We start from the raw sequence: 19,565 nt of genomic DNA, 5'->3' as shown, positions 1-19,565 counted from the left end.
TCAGAGACGATGAGAAACCGCCCCGGCCAGCAGCGCGAGTACGCTTTCGCTCTCCTGCCAGCCGAGGCATGGATCGGTGATTGACTGGCCATACACCAGCGGCTGGCCGCTGACCACTTGCTGATTGCCTTCCTGCAGGAAGCTTTCAATCATTACACCGGCCACCGCGCGTGAGCCTGATGAGATCTGCTCAGCGACATCGGCCGCGACATCCATCTGACGACGATGCTGCTTCAGGCAGTTGCCGTGACTGAAATCGATTACCAGCTGTGGTGGCAGGTTAAAGGCTGACAGGCTCTCTACCGCCGCCGCCACGTCGCTGGCGTGATAATTAGGTTGTTTGCCGCCGCGCAGGATAACGTGGCCATGAGGATTACCGCTGGTCTGATAAATCGTCATCTGACCCCGCTTATCGGGCGACAGGAACATGTGGCTGGCGCGCGCGGCGCGAATCGCATCCACGGCAATGCGCACATTGCCATCGGTGCCATTTTTAAAACCGACCGGACAGGAGAGAGCCGATGCCATTTCACGGTGGATCTGGCTTTCCGTAGTACGTGCGCCAATGGCGCCCCAGCTAATCAGGTCCGCAATAAACTGGCCGATCACCATATCCAGGAATTCGGTGGCGGTAGGCAGGCCCAGTGCGTTGATGTCAATCAACAGCTGGCGGGCGATGCCGATGCCACGGTTCACGTCATAGCTGCCATCCAGATCCGGATCGGAAATCAGTCCTTTCCAGCCCACCACGGTGCGCGGCTTCTCGAAGTAAGCGCGCATCACAATTTCCAGCCGATCTGCATAGCGATCGCGTAAGACGCTCAGGCGCTCAGCGTATTCCAGTGCCGCTTTCGGATCGTGCAGCGAGCAGGGGCCAATGACCACCAGCAGGCGAGGATCTTCACCGGTCAGGATGCGTGCAATACGGGCGCGGGCCGCCGTGACATTGTCAGCAATGGCGGCGGAGACGGGGTGCGCGTCTGCCAGGCTGGCAGGCGTAATCAGGCTATCAATGCGTGCAGTACGCAGTTCATCGGTTTTATTCATGAGTGTCTCAAAACAGTTCTTCGCAGCGGTGAAATACCGGGAAGTGATGAGAGTCACAATAAACCATCAGCCTGCGAATTCAACCCGGGAATGCATAATCAAATCAAAACCTACGGCCACGCCACGTTACAGTGCCTGCTTCATAAGATCTCTAATACATGCGGCGGGTCAGACCCATGATGTCGAGAATTTTAGTGGCAATCTCCTCCACGGAGTAGTTAGTACTGTTGAGGTAGCGGATTTGATGGGTGCGGAACAGTGCTTCGACTTCTCCCACTTCCAGCCGGCACTGGCGCATTGAGGCGTAACGGGTATTTTCTGCTCGCTCCTGACGTATCGCCGCCAGCCGTTCCGGATCGATGGTCAGACCGAAGAGTTTATTCTGATGAGCGCGCAGCGCGGGGGGGAGTTTCAGGTTATCCATGTCGTCGGCAATAAAAGGGTAGTTGGCGGCGCGGATACCGAACTGCATCGCCAGATAGAGGCTGGTAGGGGTTTTGCCGCAACGTGAAACGCCCAGCAAAATCACCTGGGCATCCTCCAGACCGCGCAGCGAGATGCCGTCGTCGTGGGCCAGGGCGTAGTCAATTGCCGCAATACGGGCATCATATTTCCCCAGGTTACTGGCGTCCAGCCCGTGGGTACGGTGTGCCACCGGCGCGGGAGATAAGCCCAGCTCCTGCTGAAGCGGGGCGACCAGCGCCTGCACAATGTCCTGACAAAAGCCTTCACTCTGAACAATGATGTCGCGCACTTCCGGTGTCACGATTGAGAAAAACACCAGCGGCCGGACGCCGCTCTGCTGATAGAGCGCGTTAATCTGCGCTTTTACCGCCAGTGCCCGCTGAACATTTTCAACAAACGGCAGCGTCAGGCTGGTGATATTAACCGGAAACTGCGACAGCACGGCATGACCTAAGACTTCCGCCGTTATGGCGGTGCCATCAGAAATATAAAAAACGCTTCTGTCAGTTGTCATAATCTTCTGCTCTGAATACGAGTGAGCCGTCAGCATGAGCCATGCCAGCAAATAAATCATCCCGGATGTTAATTTCTGGAAGGCTTATCGGAATTTCCGGACTGACGTGATTTTGCCGCAGAGGAGACTTTACTCACCCACCGCCTGTTTTGCTGTTTATCCGCCAGAAAACGTCTCACCGTTGTTGCGCAACAAAACAGGGATGTGATTAAGTCCGGAAAAGATTATTTCCTTATTTTTCCTATTGTTAGGAAAAAATAGCGACGTTGCGCAACAGTAAAATAAAGCGTTTACAATTCTGAAACTGCGGCTGAAATTCTGCTTTAACGATTCAACAGATCGTTCTCGCGGGGGCAATATGCCAGGCTGAAGACCGATTACTCCCTGTCTCACTTCATCAATAACTGATAAAGGATAAGATCAATGTCTACTACAGGCGAACAGCCACTTGTGCTCTGGTATAACCAGCTTGGCATGCATGATGTTGACCGGGTGGGAGGCAAAAACGCTTCTCTGGGTGAAATGATTACTAACCTGTCGTCGCTTGGTGTCTCCGTGCCCAATGGTTTTGCGACCACATCGTACGCGTTTAACCTGTTCCTCGATCAGAGTGGGCTGAACCAGCGCATCTATGCGCTGCTGGATGAGACAGATATTGATGATGTGGATGCGCTGGCAAAAGCAGGCCGACAGATTCGTCAGTGGGTCGTAGAAACGCCCTTTTTGCCGGAGCTGGAGTCCGCCATTCTGGACGCTTATCAGCAGCTTTCGGCAGACGACGCTGACGCCTCTTTTGCCGTCCGCTCCTCGGCGACCGCAGAAGATATGCCCGATGCCTCCTTTGCCGGGCAGCAGGAGACCTTTCTGAATGTGCAGGGCATCGACGCCGTGATGATTGCGGTTAAACATGTCTTCGCCTCACTGTTTAACGATCGTGCCATCTCTTATCGCGTGCATCAGGGGTATGACCATCGTGGTGTGGCGCTCTCAGCCGGTATTCAGCGCATGGTGCGATCGGATCTGGCCGCGTCCGGCGTCATGTTCACGATTGATACGGAGTCCGGCTTCGATCAGGTGGTCTTTATTACTGCGGCGCTGGGGCTGGGCGAAATGGTGGTGCAGGGCGCGGTGAATCCGGACGAATTTTACGTGCATAAGCCGACGCTGGCTGCCAGCCGGCCGTCGATTGTGCGTCGCAACATGGGCTCGAAAAAGGTCCGCATGGTCTATGCCGACTCCCAGGCGCACGGTGAGCAGGTGCGAATCGAAGATGTTCCGGAGGCCGAACGCGACCGCTTCTGCCTGAATGATGAGGAAGTCCAGGCGCTGGCAAAACAGGCGGTTCTGATTGAGCAGCACTATCAGCGGCCGATGGATATCGAGTGGGCCAAGGATGGCCACACGGGCAAGCTGTTTATTGTTCAGGCACGACCTGAAACCGTTCGCTCAAATGGTCAGGTCATGGAGCGTTATACGCTGCAGGGGCAGGGCAGCGTGGTTGCCGAAGGCCGGGCCATCGGTCATCGTATCGGGGCCGGTGTGGTGAAGGTGATCCATGACATCAGCGAAATGAACCGGATTGAGAAAGGGGATGTGCTGGTTACCGACATGACCGACCCGGACTGGGAGCCCATCATGAAAAAGGCCTCAGCGATCGTGACCAACCGTGGCGGACGCACCTGCCATGCAGCGATTATCGCGCGTGAGCTGGGCATTCCGGCGGTGGTAGGCTGCGGCGACGCCACCGACCGGCTAAAAGAGGGCCACCAGGTGACCGTCTCCTGCGCCGAGGGGGATACCGGCTATGTCTACGATCAGCTGCTCGAATTCGACGTCACCAGTTCGCAGGTCGATTCGCTACCTGAGCTGCCATTGAAGATTATGATGAATGTCGGCAACCCCGATCGCGCCTTTGATTTTGCCTGTCTGCCTAATGAAGGCGTGGGGCTGGCGCGGCTGGAGTTCATCATTAACCGTATGATTGGCGTTCACCCCAAAGCCCTGCTGGAGTTTAATCAGCAGACGCCAGAACTGCAGCAGCAGATCCGCAAAATGATGAAAGGATTTGATGATCCGGTGGAGTTCTACATCGCGCGGCTGACTGAGGGAATTGCCACACTTGGTGCAGCATTTGCACCGAAACGCGTAATTGTCCGACTTTCCGACTTTAAAACCAATGAATATGCCAACCTGGTCGGCGGCGAACGTTATGAGCCGGAAGAGGAAAACCCGATGCTGGGATTCCGCGGCGCGGGACGTTACGTGGCGGACAGCTTCCGCGACTGCTTTGCGCTGGAGTGCGAGGCGGTGAAACGCGTTCGCAACGAGATGGGCCTGACCAACGTCGAAATCATGGTGCCGTTTGTACGTACCGTTGAGCAGGCGCAGGCCGTGGTGGAAGAACTGGCGCGTCAGGGCCTGAAGCGCGGCGAGAACGGGCTGAAGATTATTATGATGTGCGAAATCCCCTCGAATGCGCTGCTGGCGGATCAGTTTCTGCAGCATTTTGACGGCTTCTCTATTGGTTCGAACGACATGACTCAGCTGACGCTGGGGCTGGACCGCGACTCTGGCGTCGTCTCCGCGCTGTTTGACGAGCGCAACGAGGCGGTGAAAGCACTGCTTTCCATGGCGATCCGGGCAGCGAAGCAGCAGGGGAAATATGTGGGTATCTGTGGCCAGGGGCCATCGGACCATCAGGATTTCGCCGCATGGCTGATGCAGGAGGGAATTGACAGCCTCTCGCTGAACCCGGACACCGTGGTGGAAACCTGGGTGAGTCTGGCGCAGATGAATCGATCCTGACGCCGATAACATCGTCGTCAAAGGCCCGCAGTGCGGGCCTTTTTTATTTCCGCCTGATCGGGTTCAGACAAAAAAAAAGCCCATCACAGGGGATGGGCAAAGACTACACACAGCAATTCTTTACTCTACTCAGGGGGAATAAGGTGGTCTGGAAATCAATCATTTGATTCAGAACATAGGAAGCATGTTATTCATACCGCTGGCTGGAGTCTTTAAGAATCCTCTTATTAGTTTAAAGCCCATAATCTTTTTTTACCTTTACTGCGCCATTTGGCTTAAGAAACAGTGCGGAAAGTAATCTTTTTTAACCCGAAAAGGGTGTTTTCAGCTCAGGAATGGCTTTTTTCTTAAAAACTATTAATGAAAATCGTCATTTATCTAACAGGCGGGATGCGGTGCGGTTAATCATCATTAACCGCACTAATCATTACTGCGGGCAGGGTTATCACGGCAGACATGTACTGCGGATCACACGGCGGGCGGGGTTCCCTCATGATCGGCAAGGGCGTCTGCCACCGCCTGCGGGTCATCTTCCGGCGGAGGTGCCTCATGCACCCAGACGGACACCAGACGATAGGAGACGGCCAGTACCACGGGTCCGATAAACAGACCAATCATGCCAAAGGCAAAGAGTCCACCAATTACACCAGAGAGAATAAGGATCATTGGCAGGTCGGCACCCATGCGGATCAGCATCGGGCGCAGAACGTTATCCAGCGTACCGACCACGCAGCTCCAGACCAACAGTACGGTTCCCCAGGTGGTGTCACCGCTCCAGTAGAGGTAGATGATGGCCGGAACCAGCACCAGCAGCGGCCCAATCTGCACCAGGCAGCAAAGGATCATCAGCACGGTCAGCAGCGTGGCGTAAGGAATGCCGGAGAGCGCCAGACCGATACCGCCCAGCACGCCCTGCACCAGTGCCGTCACCACCACACCCAGCGCCACGGCGCGAATGGATTGTGCCGCCAGCAACACGGCGGCATCACCGCGTCGTCCCGCCATGCGGAAAGCAAAGTGGCGGATACCCTGAGCCGCCTGTTCGCCACGCCAGTAAAGCAGCACACTGAACAGCAGCATCACGCCCAGATGAATCATAAAGCGCCCGAAATGACCGGCCTGCGCGACAAAAAAGCCGGTTGTGCGGCCGATATAGGGCTGAATCTTGGCCATGACGCCAGCGCCACCGCTCGCCACCAGCCTGTCATAACTGGCGTAGATTTTTTCACCGACCATCGGCACATCGTTAAGCCACAGCAGCTGAGGCATCGTATGTCCCTGCGTCACCCAGGCGATGACCGGCGCGCTGTTGTCAATCAGGCTGCTGACCAGCAGAGCGATAGGAATGATAAACAGCAGCAGTAACAGCAGCGTCATCACAATGACCGCCAGAGAGCGGCGGCCCCACAGCAGTCGCTGAAATTTCAGCATCAGCGGCCAGGTGGCAATAACCACCATGCTGGCCCAGGCAAAGCCCAGAATAAAGGGCTGAACAACCCATAAGCAGGCAACGATTAACAGCAGAATGAACATCAGGGTGAAGAGTATTTGCGGTAGATCCATATCCCGGTACTGGCTTTTCATCATTGACTCATAACCTCGTCTTAATCCTTCATTTTCAGACATTCAGATGCCTGTTTTCATCATGAGCTATTTGCCGGGGATTAAACAGCATCGCGGAAAAGCTTTTTAGCTTTTCTGAAAAAACGGCAGGCGCAGAAAAAATATGATAAAACGGGAAATCGCTAACGCATAAACGCAAACGTTTACAACACCTTCGGTCAGACAATCATGATCCCACAGATTTCGCAGGCACCGGGCCTCGTTCAACTGGTGCTGACGTTCCTTGAGTCTCTCAAAGAGCAGGGTTTCACCGGCGACATGGCCACCAGCTATGCCGATCGTCTCTCACTCTCCACCGATAACAGTATTTATCAGTTGCTGCCCGATGCGGCCCTGTTCCCGCGCTCTACAGCGGATGTGGCGCTGCTGGCCCGCGTGGCTGGCGAAGCCCGTTTTGCCAGCCTGGTGTTTACCCCGCGTGGCGGCGGTACAGGCACCAACGGTCAGTCGCTGAACCAGGGCATTGTGGTGGATATGTCGCGTTACATGAACCGCATCCTGGAGATCAATACAGATGAAGGATGGGTGCGCGTTGAGGCGGGGGTGGTTAAGGATCAGCTGAATGCCTGGCTTAAGCCGTTCGGCTTTTTCTTCTCGCCGGAGTTATCGACCAGTAATCGTGCGACGCTGGGCGGTATGATTAATACCGATGCGTCGGGTCAGGGTTCGCTGGTCTACGGCAAAACGTCAGATCACGTGCTGGGCCTGCGCGCCGTGCTGCTGGGCGGCGACATTCTCGATACCCGACCGATGGCGACGGCGCTGGCGGAAACCCTGGCGCAGACGGCCACACCTGAAGGGCGAATCTACCAGCAGGTTCTGACACGCTGTCGCGAACAGCGCGCGCTGATTCTGGAGAAGTTTCCAAAGCTGAATCGGTTCCTGACCGGCTATGACCTTCGCCATGTCTTCAGTGACGATATGCAAACCTTTGACCTGACCCGGTTGCTGTGTGGCGCTGAAGGAACGCTGGCGTTTGTGACGGAAGCGCGACTGGATATCACCCCATTGCCGAAGGTGCGGCGGCTGGTCAATATCAAGTATGACTCCTTTGACTCCGCGCTGCGCAATGCCCCTTTCATGGTGGAAGCACAGGCGCTGTCGGTTGAAACAGTCGACTCAAAAGTTTTAAACCTGGCGCGTGAAGATATTGTCTGGCATTCGGTACGCGAACTGATCGCAGACGTGCCCGACAAAGAGATGCAGGGGCTTAACATCGTGGAGTTTGCCGGTGATAACGCTGCGCTGATCGAACAGCAAATCGACATCTTATGTGCCCGTCTTGAAACGCTGATGGCGCAGCAGGAGGGTGGCGTGATTGGCTATCAGCTCTGCAATGACCTGGCGGGCATTGAGCGTATCTATAACATGCGCAAAAAAGCGGTGGGTCTGCTCGGAAATGCCAGGGGCCGCGCAAAGCCGATTCCGTTTGTCGAGGATACCGCCGTACCGCCGGAGAAGCTGGCGGACTATATTGTGGAGTTTCGCGCACTGCTTGACAGCCGTGGCCTGAGCTACGGCATGTTCGGCCATGTCGATGCCGGGGTGCTGCATGTGCGCCCGGCACTGGATATGTGCGACCCGCAGCAGGAGATGATGATGAAACAGATCTCCGATGAAGTGGTGGCGCTGACAGCGCGTTACGGCGGTCTGCTCTGGGGTGAGCATGGCAAAGGGTTCCGCGCCCAGTACAGCCCGGCTTTCTTTGGCGAAACCCTGTTTAACGAGCTGCGGTGTATCAAAGCCGCCTTCGATCCGCTTAATCGCCTCAATCCGGGCAAAATCTGCACGCCGATAGAGAGTCACGACGAGATGATGCAGGTTGATGCCGTGACGCGCGGAACCTATGACCGGCAGATTCCGTTAACGGTGCGGGACGAGTGGCGGGGCGCGATGGAGTGCAACGGCAACGGGCTATGTTTTAATTTCAATGCCCGCAGTCCGATGTGCCCCTCCATGAAAATTACCCGCAATCGCATTCACTCGCCTAAAGGCCGGGCAACGCTGACGCGGGAGTGGCTGAGGCTGCTGGCCGGGCAGGGCGTCGATCCGCTCCTGCTGGAGAAGCAGTTACCGGAAAGTCGTCTCTCCCTGCGCGCCCTTATCGCCCGGACCCGTAACAGCTGGCACGCCAGCAAAGGGGAGTATGATTTCTCCCATGAGGTGAAAGAGGCGATGTCGGGCTGTCTGGCCTGTAAAGCCTGTTCGACCCAGTGTCCGATTAAGATCGACGTGCCCGCTTTCCGCTCGCGCTTTTTGCAGCTCTATCACACCCGCTATCTGCGACCCGCCAGCGACCACCTGGTCGCCGCCGTGGAAAGCTACGCGCCGTTAATGGCGAAGGCACCAAAAGTTTTTAACTTCTTCCTGCGCCAGCCGTGGGTCAAAGAGTTATGTAAAACGCACGTTGGCATGGTCGATCTGCCGCTGCTCTCCGCGCCCGACCTGAAGCAGCAGCTGAGCGGTCATCCCGCCATGAACATGACGCTGGAGCAGCTGGAGGCGATGCCCGCCAGTGAACGCGCCGGTTATGTGCTGGTCGTGCAGGACCCTTTCACCAGCTTCTATGAGGCGCAGCTGGTGAACGATTTTGTCCGCCTGATTGAGAAGCTTGGCTTCCGGCCGGTTCTGCTGCCATTCTCACCCAATGGTAAAGCGCAGCATGTGAAAGGTTTCCTGCAACGGTTTGCCCGCACGGCGACCCGCACAGCTGATTTCCTTAACCGGGTGGCCAAACTGGCGCTGCCGATGGTCGGGGTTGATCCTGCCACGGTGCTCTGCTATCGCGACGAGTATCGCCAGACGCTGGGTGACGCGCGCGGTGATTTTACAGTGTTGCTGGTGCATGAATGGCTGCAGCACGCCCTGGGCGATCGTGAGGTGCAGACCACCAGCGGCGAGCCCTGGTATCTGTTTGCCCACTGTACCGAAGTCACCGCGCTGCCGTCGACGCCCGAACAGTGGCAAGGGATCTTTGCCCGTTTTGGCGCGAAACTGGAGAACATCAATGTGGGCTGCTGTGGCATGGCGGGCACTTATGGTCATGAAACGAAAAACCTTGAAAACTCGCTGGGCATCTATGCGCTCTCCTGGCATCCACAGCTTCAGCGGCTGCCACGCCAGCGCTGTCTGGCCACCGGTTACTCCTGCCGCAGTCAGGTCAGCCGCGTAGAAGGCAACGGCATGCGCCATCCGCTTCAGGCTCTGTTAGCCCTGATGTAAATAAATTGTGCGCGACGTCACGTAGTGGCTGGATTAGAATATCCCGCCTGCGTGACGGACAAAGTCACGTTGCAGCTCGGTGGCTTTATTCCACTCGCCGATGAGAGCCAGCTGATGGCAGAGTCGGGTCAGGGAGAGTCGCGCCAGTTGCCAGGCCTGAAGGCGAAACAGACGATCGCGATCCGGATTTTCTATCTCCTGAATCAGACGATAGTGCAGTTTACCAAGGGTGTGCAGGTAGCTCTGATCGTCACCGTTCAACTGGCAGATTTCTGCCATATCCTGACAGGCATCGTTAAACTGACGTAGCTGATGGATCGTGCAGTCGGCTCGTTCGAGCTTTGCCTGCGCCATATAAAAGTCGACGGAGACATCCCGTAGTGAGAAGTGATATTCATCGATCTGATGTTGCAGCCAGGCAGAAACGGAAAGCATCATAGTCTCACTATGAATGTAAATGATAATAATTATCATATTCATCCATACCTGGATTGCAACGGGCAGTCAGAAAAATTTATCGATTTATCCTGCCTGTCGGTATAATCGGGAATAACAATCTATTTACATCGCAGAAAGGCGTAACCTATCAATAAGGATTTTTAGTAAAAGTGCTTATTTTAAAAAGGGTGATTTATTAATAGGTTAGCACTGGCTTATTGAGGCTGATTCTCTCACCACAGGGTGGGCGGAAGCAGCTATGCTTAATATTCAGGCGAATAAAACAGCACAAGATGATTATCCCTGCAAAACAAGAGGTTGAAGTGATTGGTCAGATCACTACCATAGGGGGATAGCCTGAAAAGGTCCTGACTCAAGAGGTATCAACATGGCATCCGTTAACACAGACTCTTTCTCCCCTGACGACTTCGTCTGGAAAGGGCTGACGCTGACTGAAACCGCAGCGCAACAAATTCTTAATCTGGCCGCTCAGGACCCTGATGTCAAGGGTCTGCGGCTTAGCGTAAAGCAATCCGGCTGTGCCGGTTTTGGCTACGTGATGGATTTAGTAAAAGAACCCGTCGAAGACGATCTGCAGTTCTCATTCCACGGCGCAACGCTGTTTGTGCCGCTTCAGGCGATGCCATTTGTTGATGGCACCGAGCTGGACTACGTTCGCGAAGGCCTGAATCAGATTTTTAAATTCAATAACCCTAAAGCTCAGCACGCCTGCGGGTGCGGTGAGAGCTTTGGCGTCGAGTAAGTGAAATATGTCACGACACAGCGAAGCATCTGACGATGTACAAATCTGGGAAGGTAAGCTCAACTACAAAGAGGGCTTCTTTACCCAACTGCAAACCGAAGAATTTGCCAACGGCATCAATGAAGATGTAGTGCGGGCGATCTCGGCCAAGCGTAACGAGCCAGAGTGGATGCTGGAATTTCGTCTTAAGGCGTTTCATGCCTGGCTGGAAATGGAAGAGCCACACTGGCTGAAAGCGCACTACGAAAAACTCGACTATCAGGATTACAGTTACTACTCCGCGCCCTCCTGCGGCAACTGTGATGACAGCTGCGCCTCTGAGCCAGGTGTCACGCAGGGCTCCGGCAGCGCGCCAGCCAGCGACTACCTGACGCAGGAAGTGGAAAACGCGTTTAACCAGCTGGGCGTCCCGGTTCGTGAAGGGCGTGAAGTGGCGGTCGACGCCATCTTTGACTCCGTTTCGGTGGCCACCACCTACCGCGGCAAGCTGGCAGAGCAGGGGATTATCTTCTGTTCATTCGGCGAAGCGATTCAGGAACATCCGGAGCTGGTGAAGCAGTATCTCGGCACGGTAGTGCCGGCCAACGATAACTTCTTCGCGGCGCTGAACTCAGCGGTCGCCTCTGACGGCACTTTCGTCTACATCCCGAAAGGGGTGCGTTGCCCGATGGAGCTGTCGACCTATTTCCGCATCAACGCGGCGAAAACCGGTCAGTTTGAACGTACGATCCTGATTGCCGATGAAGACAGCTATGTCAGCTATATCGAAGGCTGTTCAGCGCCGGTGCGTGACTCCTATCAGCTGCACGCTGCCGTGGTGGAAGTGATCATCCACAAAAATGCGGAAGTAAAATATTCGACCGTTCAGAACTGGTTCCCGGGCGGCGAAGGCGAGGGCGGTATCCTTAACTTCGTAACGAAGCGCGCGCTGTGTGAAGGTGACCACAGCAAGATGTCCTGGACGCAGTCTGAAACCGGCTCCGCCATCACCTGGAAATACCCGAGCTGTATTCTGCGCGGGGACCACTCGGTAGGCGAATTCTACTCAGTGGCGCTGACCAGCGGTCGTCAGCAGGCCGATACCGGCACCAAGATGATCCACATCGGGAAAAACACCCGTTCGACCATCATCTCTAAAGGGATTTCGGCGGGGAAAAGTCAGAACACCTACCGTGGTCTGGTGAAAATCATGCCGAGCGCCACCAACGCCCGTAACTTTACGCAGTGTGACTCGATGCTGATCGGGCCCGATTGCGGCGCGCATACCTTCCCGTATGTGGAGACCCGCAACAATACCGCCCAGCTTGAGCATGAAGCCACGACATCCCGTATCGGCGAAGATCAGATGTTCTACTGTCTGCAACGCGGTATTAGTGAAGAAGATGCGATCTCGATGATCGTGAACGGCTTCTGTAAAGACGTCTTCTCGGAGCTGCCACTGGAATTTGCCGTGGAAGCCCAGAAATTATTAGCTATCAGCCTTGAGCACAGTGTGGGCTGATGCCGTCACACGCCTTGCCGGAAGCAATGTGAAGGAATAAGTATGTTAAGCATTAAAGATTTACAGGTCAGTGTTGAAGATAAAGCCATTCTGCGTGGCCTGAATCTCGAAATTAAACCGGGTGAAGTCCATGCCATCATGGGCCCGAACGGTTCAGGTAAGAGTACGCTGTCCGCGACGCTGGCTGGCCGTGAAGATTATGAAATCACCGGCGGCTCCGTGACGTTTAAAGGCAAAGATCTGCTGGAGCTGGAACCTGAAGAGCGTGCCGGTGAAGGGGTCTTTATGGCCTTCCAGTATCCGGTCGAAATTCCGGGCGTCAGCAACCAGTTCTTCCTGCAGACCTCCGTTAACGCGGTGCGTAAATATCGTCAGCAGGATGAGCTGGACCGTTTCGACTTCCAGGACTTCATCGAAGAGAAAATTCAGCTGCTGAAGATGCCGGAAGATCTGCTTACCCGCTCCGTCAACGTCGGCTTCTCCGGCGGTGAGAAGAAGCGTAACGATATCCTGCAGATGGCGGCGCTGGAGCCGGATCTCTGCATCCTGGATGAAACCGACTCCGGTCTGGATATCGATGCGCTGAAAATCGTTGCCAATGGTGTCAACAGCCTGCGTGACGAGAAGCGTGCCTTTATCATCGTGACCCACTACCAGCGTATTCTGGACTATATCAAGCCAGACTTCGTTCATGTTCTGTATCAGGGCAAAATCGTGAAATCTGGCGACTTCTCGCTGGTGAAACAGCTGGAGGAGCAAGGTTATGGCTGGCTTACCGACGAAGAGTGATTCTGCGCTGCAGCAGTGGCATCACCTGTTTGAGTCGCGCGGCGACAAACGCTCTCTGCAGGCTCAGCAGCACTGGCAGCAACTGATGCGTGTGGGTCTGCCGACCCGCAAGCATGAAAACTGGAAATACACGCCGCTGGACACATTGCTGTCTCAGCAGTTCGTACTGCCTGATGCGCCTCAGACCCTGAGCGCAGAACAGGTTGATGCGCTGGCCCTGCCGCTGGACGCGATCCGGCTCGTCTTCGTGGACGGCCAGTTCCAGCCTGATTTCAGCAGCCGCGACAGCGAACTGTTTGAGATCCAGCACAGTGCGGCCGCTGCGCGCCACCCGCTGCCCGCTGCGGTTCAGCCTGAGGTGTTCCTGCATCTGACAGAGAGCCTGGCGGAAGAGGTCACGACCCTGCGCCTGGCGCGCGGTAAATCTGCGGCGCGTCCGCTCTACCTGCTGCATATCACCAGCGGCAAGCCGGACAGCATGAACACAGTGCACTATCGTCATCATCTGCAGCTCGAAGAGAGTGCAGAAGCAGAAGTGATTGAGCACTATGTGTCGCTGGGTGAGCATGCTCACTTCACTGGCGCACGCTTTACCTTTGCGGTTGGCGACAACGCGAAGCTGACGCACACCAAACTGGCCTTTGAAAGCAGCACCAGCTATCACTTTGCGCACAACGATCTGGTGATTGGCAATGATGGTCAGGTCAGCAGCACCAGCTTCCTGCTGGGTGCCGGTCTGTCGCGTCACAACAGCAGCACGCAGCTGAACGGTGAAAATAGCACGCTGGCCATCAACAGCCTGGTGCTGCCGGTGAAACAGGAAGTGGCGGATACCCGGACTTACCTGGAGCATAACAAAGGTCACTGTGTCAGCCGTCAGATGCATAAGACTATCGTACGTGACAAAGGGCGTGCGGTTTTCAACGGCCATATCAAAGTGGCACAGCATGCACTGAAGACCGACGGGCAGATGACCAACAACAACCTGTTGCTGGGTAAACTCTCTGAAGTCGACACTAAACCGCAGCTGGAAATCTATGCGGATGATGTGAAGTGCAGCCACGGTGCCACCATTGGTCGTATCGACGACGAGCAGATGTTCTACCTGCGTTCGCGCGGCATTGAACAGGATGCAGCACAGACCATGATTATCCACGCGTTTGCGGCGGAGCTGACGGAAACTCTGGAAGATGAGGCGATCCGTCAGGCCGTGCTGCAGCGTATTGCGCAACGTTTTCCCGGAGGCGACGTATGATGAACTTCGATCTCGAACGTATCAGGGCGGATTTTCCTGTCCTGCAGCGTGAGGTCAACGGTCATCCGCTGGCCTATCTTGACAGTGCAGCCAGCGCACAGCGTCCACTCGCCGTAATCAACGCCGAGAGTCATTTCTATCAGCACGGCTACGCGGCCGTGCATCGCGGTATCCACACGCTAAGCCAGCAGGCGACCAGTGACATGGAAAACGTGCGCGATCAGGCTGCCCGTTTTATCAATGCTGCGTCGCAGGAAGAGATTGTTTTCGTCAAGGGAACCACCGAAGGTATCAATCTGGTGGCGAACACCTGGGGTAGCAGTAATCTCCAGGCGGGCGACAACCTGATCATCACTGAGATGGAGCATCACGCCAATATCGTGCCGTGGCAGATGCTGGCGGCGCGCAATGGCGTCGAGGTGCGTGTTCTGCCGCTGAACGACAACGGTGAGCTGGCGCTGGAGCAACTGACGGGGCTGATTGACAGCCGTACGCGGTTGCTGGCTGTTACCCATGTCTCTAACGTACTTGGCACCGTTAATCCGGTAAAAGCGATTGTCGCACAGGCAAAAGCCGCTGGCGTGGTCACGCTGGTGGATGGCGCCCAGGCGGTCATGCATGACCGGGTGGATGTTCAGGATATCGGCTGCGACTTTTACGTCTTCTCCAGTCACAAGCTTTATGGCCCGAACGGGGTCGGTATTCTCTACGGTCGCAAAGCACTGCTGGATGACATGCCACCGTGGGAAGGCGGCGGGTCGATGATCGATCGCGTCGTGCTGCCTACCGGCACCAGCTGGAACAGTGCACCATGGCGTTTTGAGGCGGGCACGCCCAACACGGGTGGCATCATCGGCTTCGGCGCGGCAATGGCCTATGTGCAGGCGCTGGGGCTGGATACGATCCATCAGCGTGAAACTGCGCTGATGAACTATGCGCTGGATAAGCTGGGCACGGTTCCGGATATCCAGATCTACGGTCCTCAGTCACGCGCAGGCGTCATCGCCTTTAATCTTGGCAAACATCACGCCTATGACGTCGGCAGTTTCCTGGATCAGTATGGCATTGCCATCCGCACCGGGCATCACTGTGCGATGCCGCTGATGCAGCATTACAACGTGCCTGCCATGTGCCGTGCCTCCTTTACTTTCTATAACAGTGAAGAAGAAGTGGATCGTCTGGCTGCCGGTCTGACGCGCATTCATCGTCTGCTGGGTGGCTGAATAGCTTTAACGGAGTAACTGATGGCGAATTTGCCTGATAAAGAGAAACTGGTTCGCAACTTTAATCGCTGCGCCAACTGGGAAGAGAAGTATCTCTACATCATTGAGCTGGGCTCAAAGCTGCCGGAATCGTCTGAAACCTTACACCAGCCTGAGAACGTTATTTCGGGCTGTCAGAGCCAGGTGTGGATCCGCATGACGCCGCAGGCGGATGGATCCATTGCGTTCGAAGGTGACAGCGACGCCGCTATTGTTAAGGGACTGATTGCTATCGTTTTCAGCCTTTATCAAAACCTGCCACCCGCCGACATTCTGGCGCTGGATGTCCGTCACTGGTTTGGCGAGCTGGCGCTGATGCAGCACCTGACGCCCACCCGGTCGCAGGGGCTGGAGGCGATGATTCGGTCTATTCGCCATACCGCTCAGAACCTCAGCTAAGTTACACTTCACAGACGCCATCCGGCGTCTGTTTTTTTATCTGACGAGAAAATTGCATGAAACCTGCTTTACGTTTAGCCGGTGCATTGCTGCTGACCTGCTCTGGGCTCTCTGCACCCGTATTCGCCACGGAATATCCGCTGCCGCCGCCTGACAGTCGCCTGATTGGCGAAAACGTCCTGACTCAGGTTCCTGATGACAAACAGCCCCTGGAAGCTATTGCCGCACGTTACCAGGTCGGCCTGCTGGGGATGCTGGAGGCCAATCCGGGTACCGATCCCTGGCTACCCAAAGCGGGCTCACAATTAACGGTGCCGCTGCAGATGATTCTGCCGGACACACCGCGTGAAGGCATTGTGGTCAATCTGGCCGAGCTGCGCCTCTACTATTATCCCAAAGGCGAAGACAAGGTCTTTGTCTATCCTATCGGGATTGGGCAGCTGGGCGCAGCCACACCTGTGATGGTGACGCAGATCAGCCAGAAAATCCCTAACCCCACCTGGACGCCGACGGCCAATATCCGCAAGCGCTACGCGAAAGAGGGTATTACGCTGCCCGGCGTCGTCCCGGCCGGTCCGGATAATCCGATGGGGCAGTTTGCGATGCGCCTGGCCCGGGGCACCGGGCAGTATCTGATTCACGGTACTAATGCGAAGTTTGGTATCGGGATGCGCGTCAGCTCAGGCTGTATCCGCCTGCGTTCAGAGGATATTGAGGCGCTGTTTACTGCCGTGCCGAAAGGAACCCGGGTGCAGATCATCAATCAGCCGGTGAAGTATGCGGTTGAGCCGGATGGCAAACGCTATGTGGAAGTGCATCAGCCACTCTCGCGCAGCGATAAAGATGATCCGCAGACAATGCCACTTGTTCTCAGCAGTGACATGAAGCAGTTTCTGAAAAGCGGGAAGAGTGACAGCGCGCTGATTAAAGCCAGTCTGGCGCGCCGCTCAGGGATGCCAGTGCTGGTCAGCAGTGGTGAGCCGGTAGAGAGTGATACTGTGCCGCCAGCAGGACTGCAGAGGGGCACTGAAGAGGCGGAGACGCCGGATACAGAGACAGAAGCGAAAACCGTTCAGCCCTGACCGCGTGCCGGCCCGAAAGGGCACATAATGCAGGGCAAAAAAAATGGCGCCATAAAGGCGCCATTTTTAAACCAGAACTCTTACTTACGGTAAGAGTGAGCCTGGTTGTCCAGACGCTGGTTAGCGCGAGCTGCGTCGTCTTTAGCAGCCTGAACGTCTGAACGCACTGCGTTCACGTCGTTGCTCAGCTGGTCAACTTTCGCGTTCAGAGTCTGAACGTCTGAAGACAGCTGATCGATTTTAGCGTTGCTTGAGCAACCAGCCAGCATAGTTGAAGCCAGAACTACCGCGCCCAGTACCAGTTTAGTACGATTCATTATTTATACCCTCTAGATTGAGTTAATCTCCATGTAGCGTTACAAGTATTACACAAAGCTTTTTAAGTTGAGAATAAATTTTTGATGAGAACATGCTTAAATTTGATCGTTCGCTCAAAGAAGCAGCGGATCCCAGAATATGATAAAAAAATTTAGCGAAAACAGAGAGATTTAATCGGATTAACCTTAATATTAAGAGTATTTGAATAGTTATTTTCTATTGGAATTTTCCGGCATTTGGTTTAAGAAAAAATAAAAAAAGCGCCCGTTAAAGGCGCTTCTAAATAAAAGCTAATGCCGGATTTACAGGACGTGAACAGAAGCGGTGTTGGTAGTTCCGCTTGGTACTAATGCACCTGAAACCAGTACCACAACATCGCCTTTCTGACCGTAGCCGCTTTCCAGCGCCGCTTCTTTACCCAGACGATAGAAATCGTCAGTTGAGGCGATTTCAGTCACCAGACGTGTCTCGATGCCTTTGCTCAGGATCAGCTGACGCGCTGTGGTCTGGTTAGTGGTCAGCGCCAGGATGGTGGCATTTGGAAAATATTTACGTACGGCTTTTGCTGACTTACCGCCTTCCGTTGCCACCACAATCAGTGGCGCTTCCAGTTTCTCAGCGGTTTCCACTGCACCACGGCAGACGGCCTCGGTGATACGCAGCTTACGGGTATCGTTTTCGCTGTCGATGCGGGACTTCATCACGCGATCGGTACGCTCACAGATGGTCGCCATGATGGTGACCGACTCCAGCGGATAACGGCCCTTGGCGCTCTCGCCTGACAGCATAACGGCATCGGTACCGTCGAGGATGGCGTTGGCTACGTCACCGGCTTCTGCACGGGTAGGGCGCGGATTTTTAATCATCGAGTCGAGCATCTGGGTCGCAGTGATGACCACTTTGCGGGCTTTATTACATTTTTTGATCATCATCTTCTGCGCGAAGATCACTTCCTCTACCGGGATTTCCACACCCAGGTCGCCACGCGCAACCATGATGCCGTCTGAGGCTTCGAGAATTTCGTCGAAGTTATTCAGGCCTTCCTGGTTTTCAATTTTAGAGATGATCTGGATATGCTCGCCGCCATGCTGTTTCAGATGTTCACGGATTTCCAGCACGTCTGAACGTTTACGGATAAAGGAGGCGGCAACAAAGTCCACACCCTGTTCGCAACCAAAAATCAGGTCGCGCTTGTCTTTTTCTGCCAGCGCAGGCAGCTGGATAGAGACGCCTGGCAGGTTAACGCCTTTATTCTCGCCCAGGTCGCCGTTGTTCAGCACTTTACAGACCACGGTGTTCTCGGTGACTTCGGTCACTTCCATTCCGATCAGGCCATCGTCGACCAGTACGGTGTTACCGATTTTCAGGTCAGCCGTGAAGCCCGGGTAGGTGACCGCGACGCGCTCGCTGTTACCGATGACGCTCTGGTCGGTGGTAAAGGTAAATGTCTGACCCGCTTTCAGCGACGCATCGTTGCCGCCTTCCAGCTTCATGGTGCGGATTTCAGGACCTTTGGTATCCAGCAGAATCGCGGCCTGATGACCGGTTTTTTGCATTACAGCACGCATATTTGAAATGCGCTGACCATGCTCAGCATAGTCACCGTGAGAGAAGTTAAGACGCATAACGTTCATGCCAGCTTCAAGCAGCTGGGTCAGCATCTCTTCGGATTCGGTTTTCGGGCCGATTGTACAAACGATTTTAGTCTTTTTCATGACGGATTATCTGTAAGTTGTGATGAATGAATAAGGGCGGAATCCGATGGCAGTGCATCGACGTGAAAATTCTGATTGAGACTGAAATGGGCAGTACTGAGTAAGAATAGGTGACGAAGGCCAGGCGTGCAGGGAAGTTGTGCGGTTACGGTTGGTAACCACCACGCTGTTGTTGCGCAAATCATTTGAGTTATCGCAGTAAGCACGTGATCGCTGAAACCTTTCAAGTAAGCAACGCGGCACAGTATAGTCGCTAAGTATACGAAAACCAATCAAAAAGCAGTAGAGGGAAACGATGCAGATCAAAAACAGGGAAGTTGCGCAAGTTGAGGAATATCTGAAAGTGGTGCGCTCTAATGGACTCGAA

General features: G+C 54.9%; 15 protein-coding genes, 1 tRNA gene and 1 other RNA gene (1 of these 17 running past the window's edge). 9 read left to right on the top strand and 8 right to left on the bottom strand.

What is annotated here, in order from left to right; all coding sequences use genetic code 11:
- Positions 1–1,047 (bottom strand): 3-deoxy-7-phosphoheptulonate synthase, encoded by a 1,047-nt coding sequence (locus RT657_RS01795; protein ID WP_313651979.1) that lies wholly within the window; start codon positions 1,045–1,047, stop codon positions 1–3.
- Positions 1,048–1,198: 151 nt separating this feature from the next.
- On the bottom strand, positions 1,199–2,026 hold the full coding sequence (locus tag RT657_RS01790) for a pyruvate, water dikinase regulatory protein (protein ID WP_013357691.1): 828 nt from the start codon (positions 2,024–2,026) through the stop codon (positions 1,199–1,201).
- A 423-nt stretch (positions 2,027–2,449) separates the two neighbouring features.
- On the opposite strand from RT657_RS01790, the gene ppsA reads away from it, so the two are divergent.
- Positions 2,450–4,831, top strand: coding sequence for a phosphoenolpyruvate synthase (gene ppsA / locus RT657_RS01785; RefSeq protein ID WP_313651977.1), 2,382 nt, complete (start codon positions 2,450–2,452; stop codon positions 4,829–4,831).
- Positions 4,832–4,899: 68 nt separating this feature from the next.
- On the opposite strand, the gene rprA is transcribed toward ppsA, so the two are convergent.
- Both rprA and ydiK read right to left on the bottom strand, forming a co-directional pair.
- An RNA gene (rprA, locus tag RT657_RS01780) (antisense sRNA RprA) lies at positions 4,900–5,008 on the bottom strand.
- Positions 5,009–5,299: 291 nt separating this feature from the next.
- Positions 5,300–6,418 (bottom strand): AI-2E family transporter YdiK, encoded by a 1,119-nt coding sequence (ydiK, locus tag RT657_RS01775; RefSeq protein WP_409520973.1) that lies wholly within the window; start codon positions 6,416–6,418, stop codon positions 5,300–5,302.
- A gap of 204 nt (positions 6,419–6,622) precedes the next feature.
- Here ydiK and RT657_RS01770 point away from each other — a divergent pair, with 204 nt between their 5' ends.
- Positions 6,623–9,676: an FAD-binding and (Fe-S)-binding domain-containing protein gene (locus RT657_RS01770; protein WP_313651975.1), complete on the top strand. Its 3,054-nt coding sequence runs from the start codon at positions 6,623–6,625 to the stop codon at positions 9,674–9,676.
- 33 nt (positions 9,677–9,709) lie between these two features.
- Here RT657_RS01770 and RT657_RS01765 read toward each other — a convergent pair whose 3' ends face one another.
- A complete protein-coding gene (locus tag RT657_RS01765; protein WP_313651973.1) occupies positions 9,710–10,114 on the bottom strand; it encodes a hypothetical protein in 405 nt (134 codons plus the stop codon).
- 388 nt (positions 10,115–10,502) lie between these two features.
- On the opposite strand from RT657_RS01765, the gene sufA reads away from it, so the two are divergent.
- The 7 genes from sufA to RT657_RS01730 are packed head-to-tail and all read left to right on the top strand — an operon-like array spanning position 10,503 to position 17,165.
- On the top strand, positions 10,503–10,877 hold the full coding sequence (gene sufA / locus RT657_RS01760; protein WP_111139079.1) for a Fe-S cluster assembly scaffold SufA: 375 nt from the start codon (positions 10,503–10,505) through the stop codon (positions 10,875–10,877).
- 7 nt (positions 10,878–10,884) lie between these two features.
- Entirely contained in the window at positions 10,885–12,378 is a 1,494-nt protein-coding gene (gene sufB, locus RT657_RS01755) for a Fe-S cluster assembly protein SufB (protein ID WP_313651970.1), read from the top strand.
- Between the two features lie 42 nt (positions 12,379–12,420).
- Positions 12,421–13,167: a Fe-S cluster assembly ATPase SufC gene (gene sufC, locus RT657_RS01750; protein WP_313651968.1), complete on the top strand. Its 747-nt coding sequence runs from the start codon at positions 12,421–12,423 to the stop codon at positions 13,165–13,167.
- Entirely contained in the window at positions 13,142–14,422 is a 1,281-nt protein-coding gene (gene sufD, locus RT657_RS01745) for a Fe-S cluster assembly protein SufD (RefSeq protein ID WP_313651966.1), read from the top strand. The genes sufC and sufD overlap by 26 nt, the downstream gene beginning before the upstream one ends.
- A complete protein-coding gene (gene sufS / locus RT657_RS01740) occupies positions 14,422–15,645 on the top strand; it encodes a cysteine desulfurase SufS (RefSeq protein ID WP_313652687.1) in 1,224 nt (407 codons plus the stop codon). Before sufD ends, sufS begins: the two co-directional genes overlap by 1 nt.
- Before the next feature lie 21 nt (positions 15,646–15,666).
- Positions 15,667–16,083, top strand: coding sequence for a cysteine desulfuration protein SufE (sufE, locus tag RT657_RS01735; protein ID WP_313651963.1), 417 nt, complete (start codon positions 15,667–15,669; stop codon positions 16,081–16,083).
- A gap of 56 nt (positions 16,084–16,139) precedes the next feature.
- Entirely contained in the window at positions 16,140–17,165 is a 1,026-nt protein-coding gene (locus RT657_RS01730) for a L,D-transpeptidase family protein (RefSeq protein WP_313651961.1), read from the top strand.
- An 80-nt stretch (positions 17,166–17,245) separates the two neighbouring features.
- Here the strand turns inward: RT657_RS01730 and RT657_RS01725 are convergent, their stop codons facing one another.
- The 3 genes from RT657_RS01725 to RT657_RS01715 all read right to left on the bottom strand — a co-directional run.
- Positions 17,246–17,482 (bottom strand): major outer membrane lipoprotein, encoded by a 237-nt coding sequence (locus tag RT657_RS01725; protein ID WP_003853216.1) that lies wholly within the window; start codon positions 17,480–17,482, stop codon positions 17,246–17,248.
- Between the two features lie 303 nt (positions 17,483–17,785).
- Complete coding sequence (gene pykF / locus RT657_RS01720; protein WP_313651959.1) at positions 17,786–19,198, bottom strand: pyruvate kinase PykF; 1,413 nt, start codon at positions 19,196–19,198, stop codon at positions 17,786–17,788.
- A gap of 344 nt (positions 19,199–19,542) precedes the next feature.
- Positions 19,543–19,565: transfer RNA gene (locus tag RT657_RS01715), tRNA-Val, on the bottom strand; it runs 154 nt beyond the window's last position.

It is taken from the genome of Pantoea sp. (genome assembly GCF_032114055.1).
Taxonomy (GTDB): domain Bacteria; phylum Pseudomonadota; class Gammaproteobacteria; order Enterobacterales; family Enterobacteriaceae; genus Pantoea.
The sequence above is the reverse complement of the archived record's forward strand: the minus strand, read 5'-3'. Positions and strand labels throughout refer to the sequence as shown.

Excerpts from the sequence above, each read along its gene's own strand:
- sufA (WP_111139079.1), top strand. The coding sequence starts at position 10,503 with ATGGCATCCGTTAACACAGACTCTTTCTCCCCTGACGACTTCGTCTGG.
- sufB (WP_313651970.1), top strand. The coding sequence starts at position 10,885 with ATGTCACGACACAGCGAAGCATCTGACGATGTACAAATCTGGGAAGGT.
- RT657_RS01790 (WP_013357691.1), bottom strand. The coding sequence starts at position 2,026 with ATGACAACTGACAGAAGCGTTTTTTATATTTCTGATGGCACCGCCATA.
- RT657_RS01795 (WP_313651979.1), bottom strand. The coding sequence starts at position 1,047 with ATGAATAAAACCGATGAACTGCGTACTGCACGCATTGATAGCCTGATT.
- pykF (WP_313651959.1), bottom strand. The coding sequence starts at position 19,198 with ATGAAAAAGACTAAAATCGTTTGTACAATCGGCCCGAAAACCGAATCC.
- ppsA (WP_313651977.1), top strand. The coding sequence starts at position 2,450 with ATGTCTACTACAGGCGAACAGCCACTTGTGCTCTGGTATAACCAGCTT.
- RT657_RS01770 (WP_313651975.1), top strand. The coding sequence starts at position 6,623 with ATGATCCCACAGATTTCGCAGGCACCGGGCCTCGTTCAACTGGTGCTG.
- RT657_RS01730 (WP_313651961.1), top strand. The coding sequence starts at position 16,140 with ATGAAACCTGCTTTACGTTTAGCCGGTGCATTGCTGCTGACCTGCTCT.
- sufD (WP_313651966.1), top strand. The coding sequence starts at position 13,142 with ATGGCTGGCTTACCGACGAAGAGTGATTCTGCGCTGCAGCAGTGGCAT.
- RT657_RS01725 (WP_003853216.1), bottom strand. The coding sequence starts at position 17,482 with ATGAATCGTACTAAACTGGTACTGGGCGCGGTAGTTCTGGCTTCAACT.
- ydiK (WP_409520973.1), bottom strand. The coding sequence starts at position 6,418 with ATGATGAAAAGCCAGTACCGGGATATGGATCTACCGCAAATACTCTTC.
- sufS (WP_313652687.1), top strand. The coding sequence starts at position 14,422 with ATGAACTTCGATCTCGAACGTATCAGGGCGGATTTTCCTGTCCTGCAG.
- RT657_RS01765 (WP_313651973.1), bottom strand. The coding sequence starts at position 10,114 with ATGATGCTTTCCGTTTCTGCCTGGCTGCAACATCAGATCGATGAATAT.
- sufC (WP_313651968.1), top strand. The coding sequence starts at position 12,421 with ATGTTAAGCATTAAAGATTTACAGGTCAGTGTTGAAGATAAAGCCATT.
- sufE (WP_313651963.1), top strand. The coding sequence starts at position 15,667 with ATGGCGAATTTGCCTGATAAAGAGAAACTGGTTCGCAACTTTAATCGC.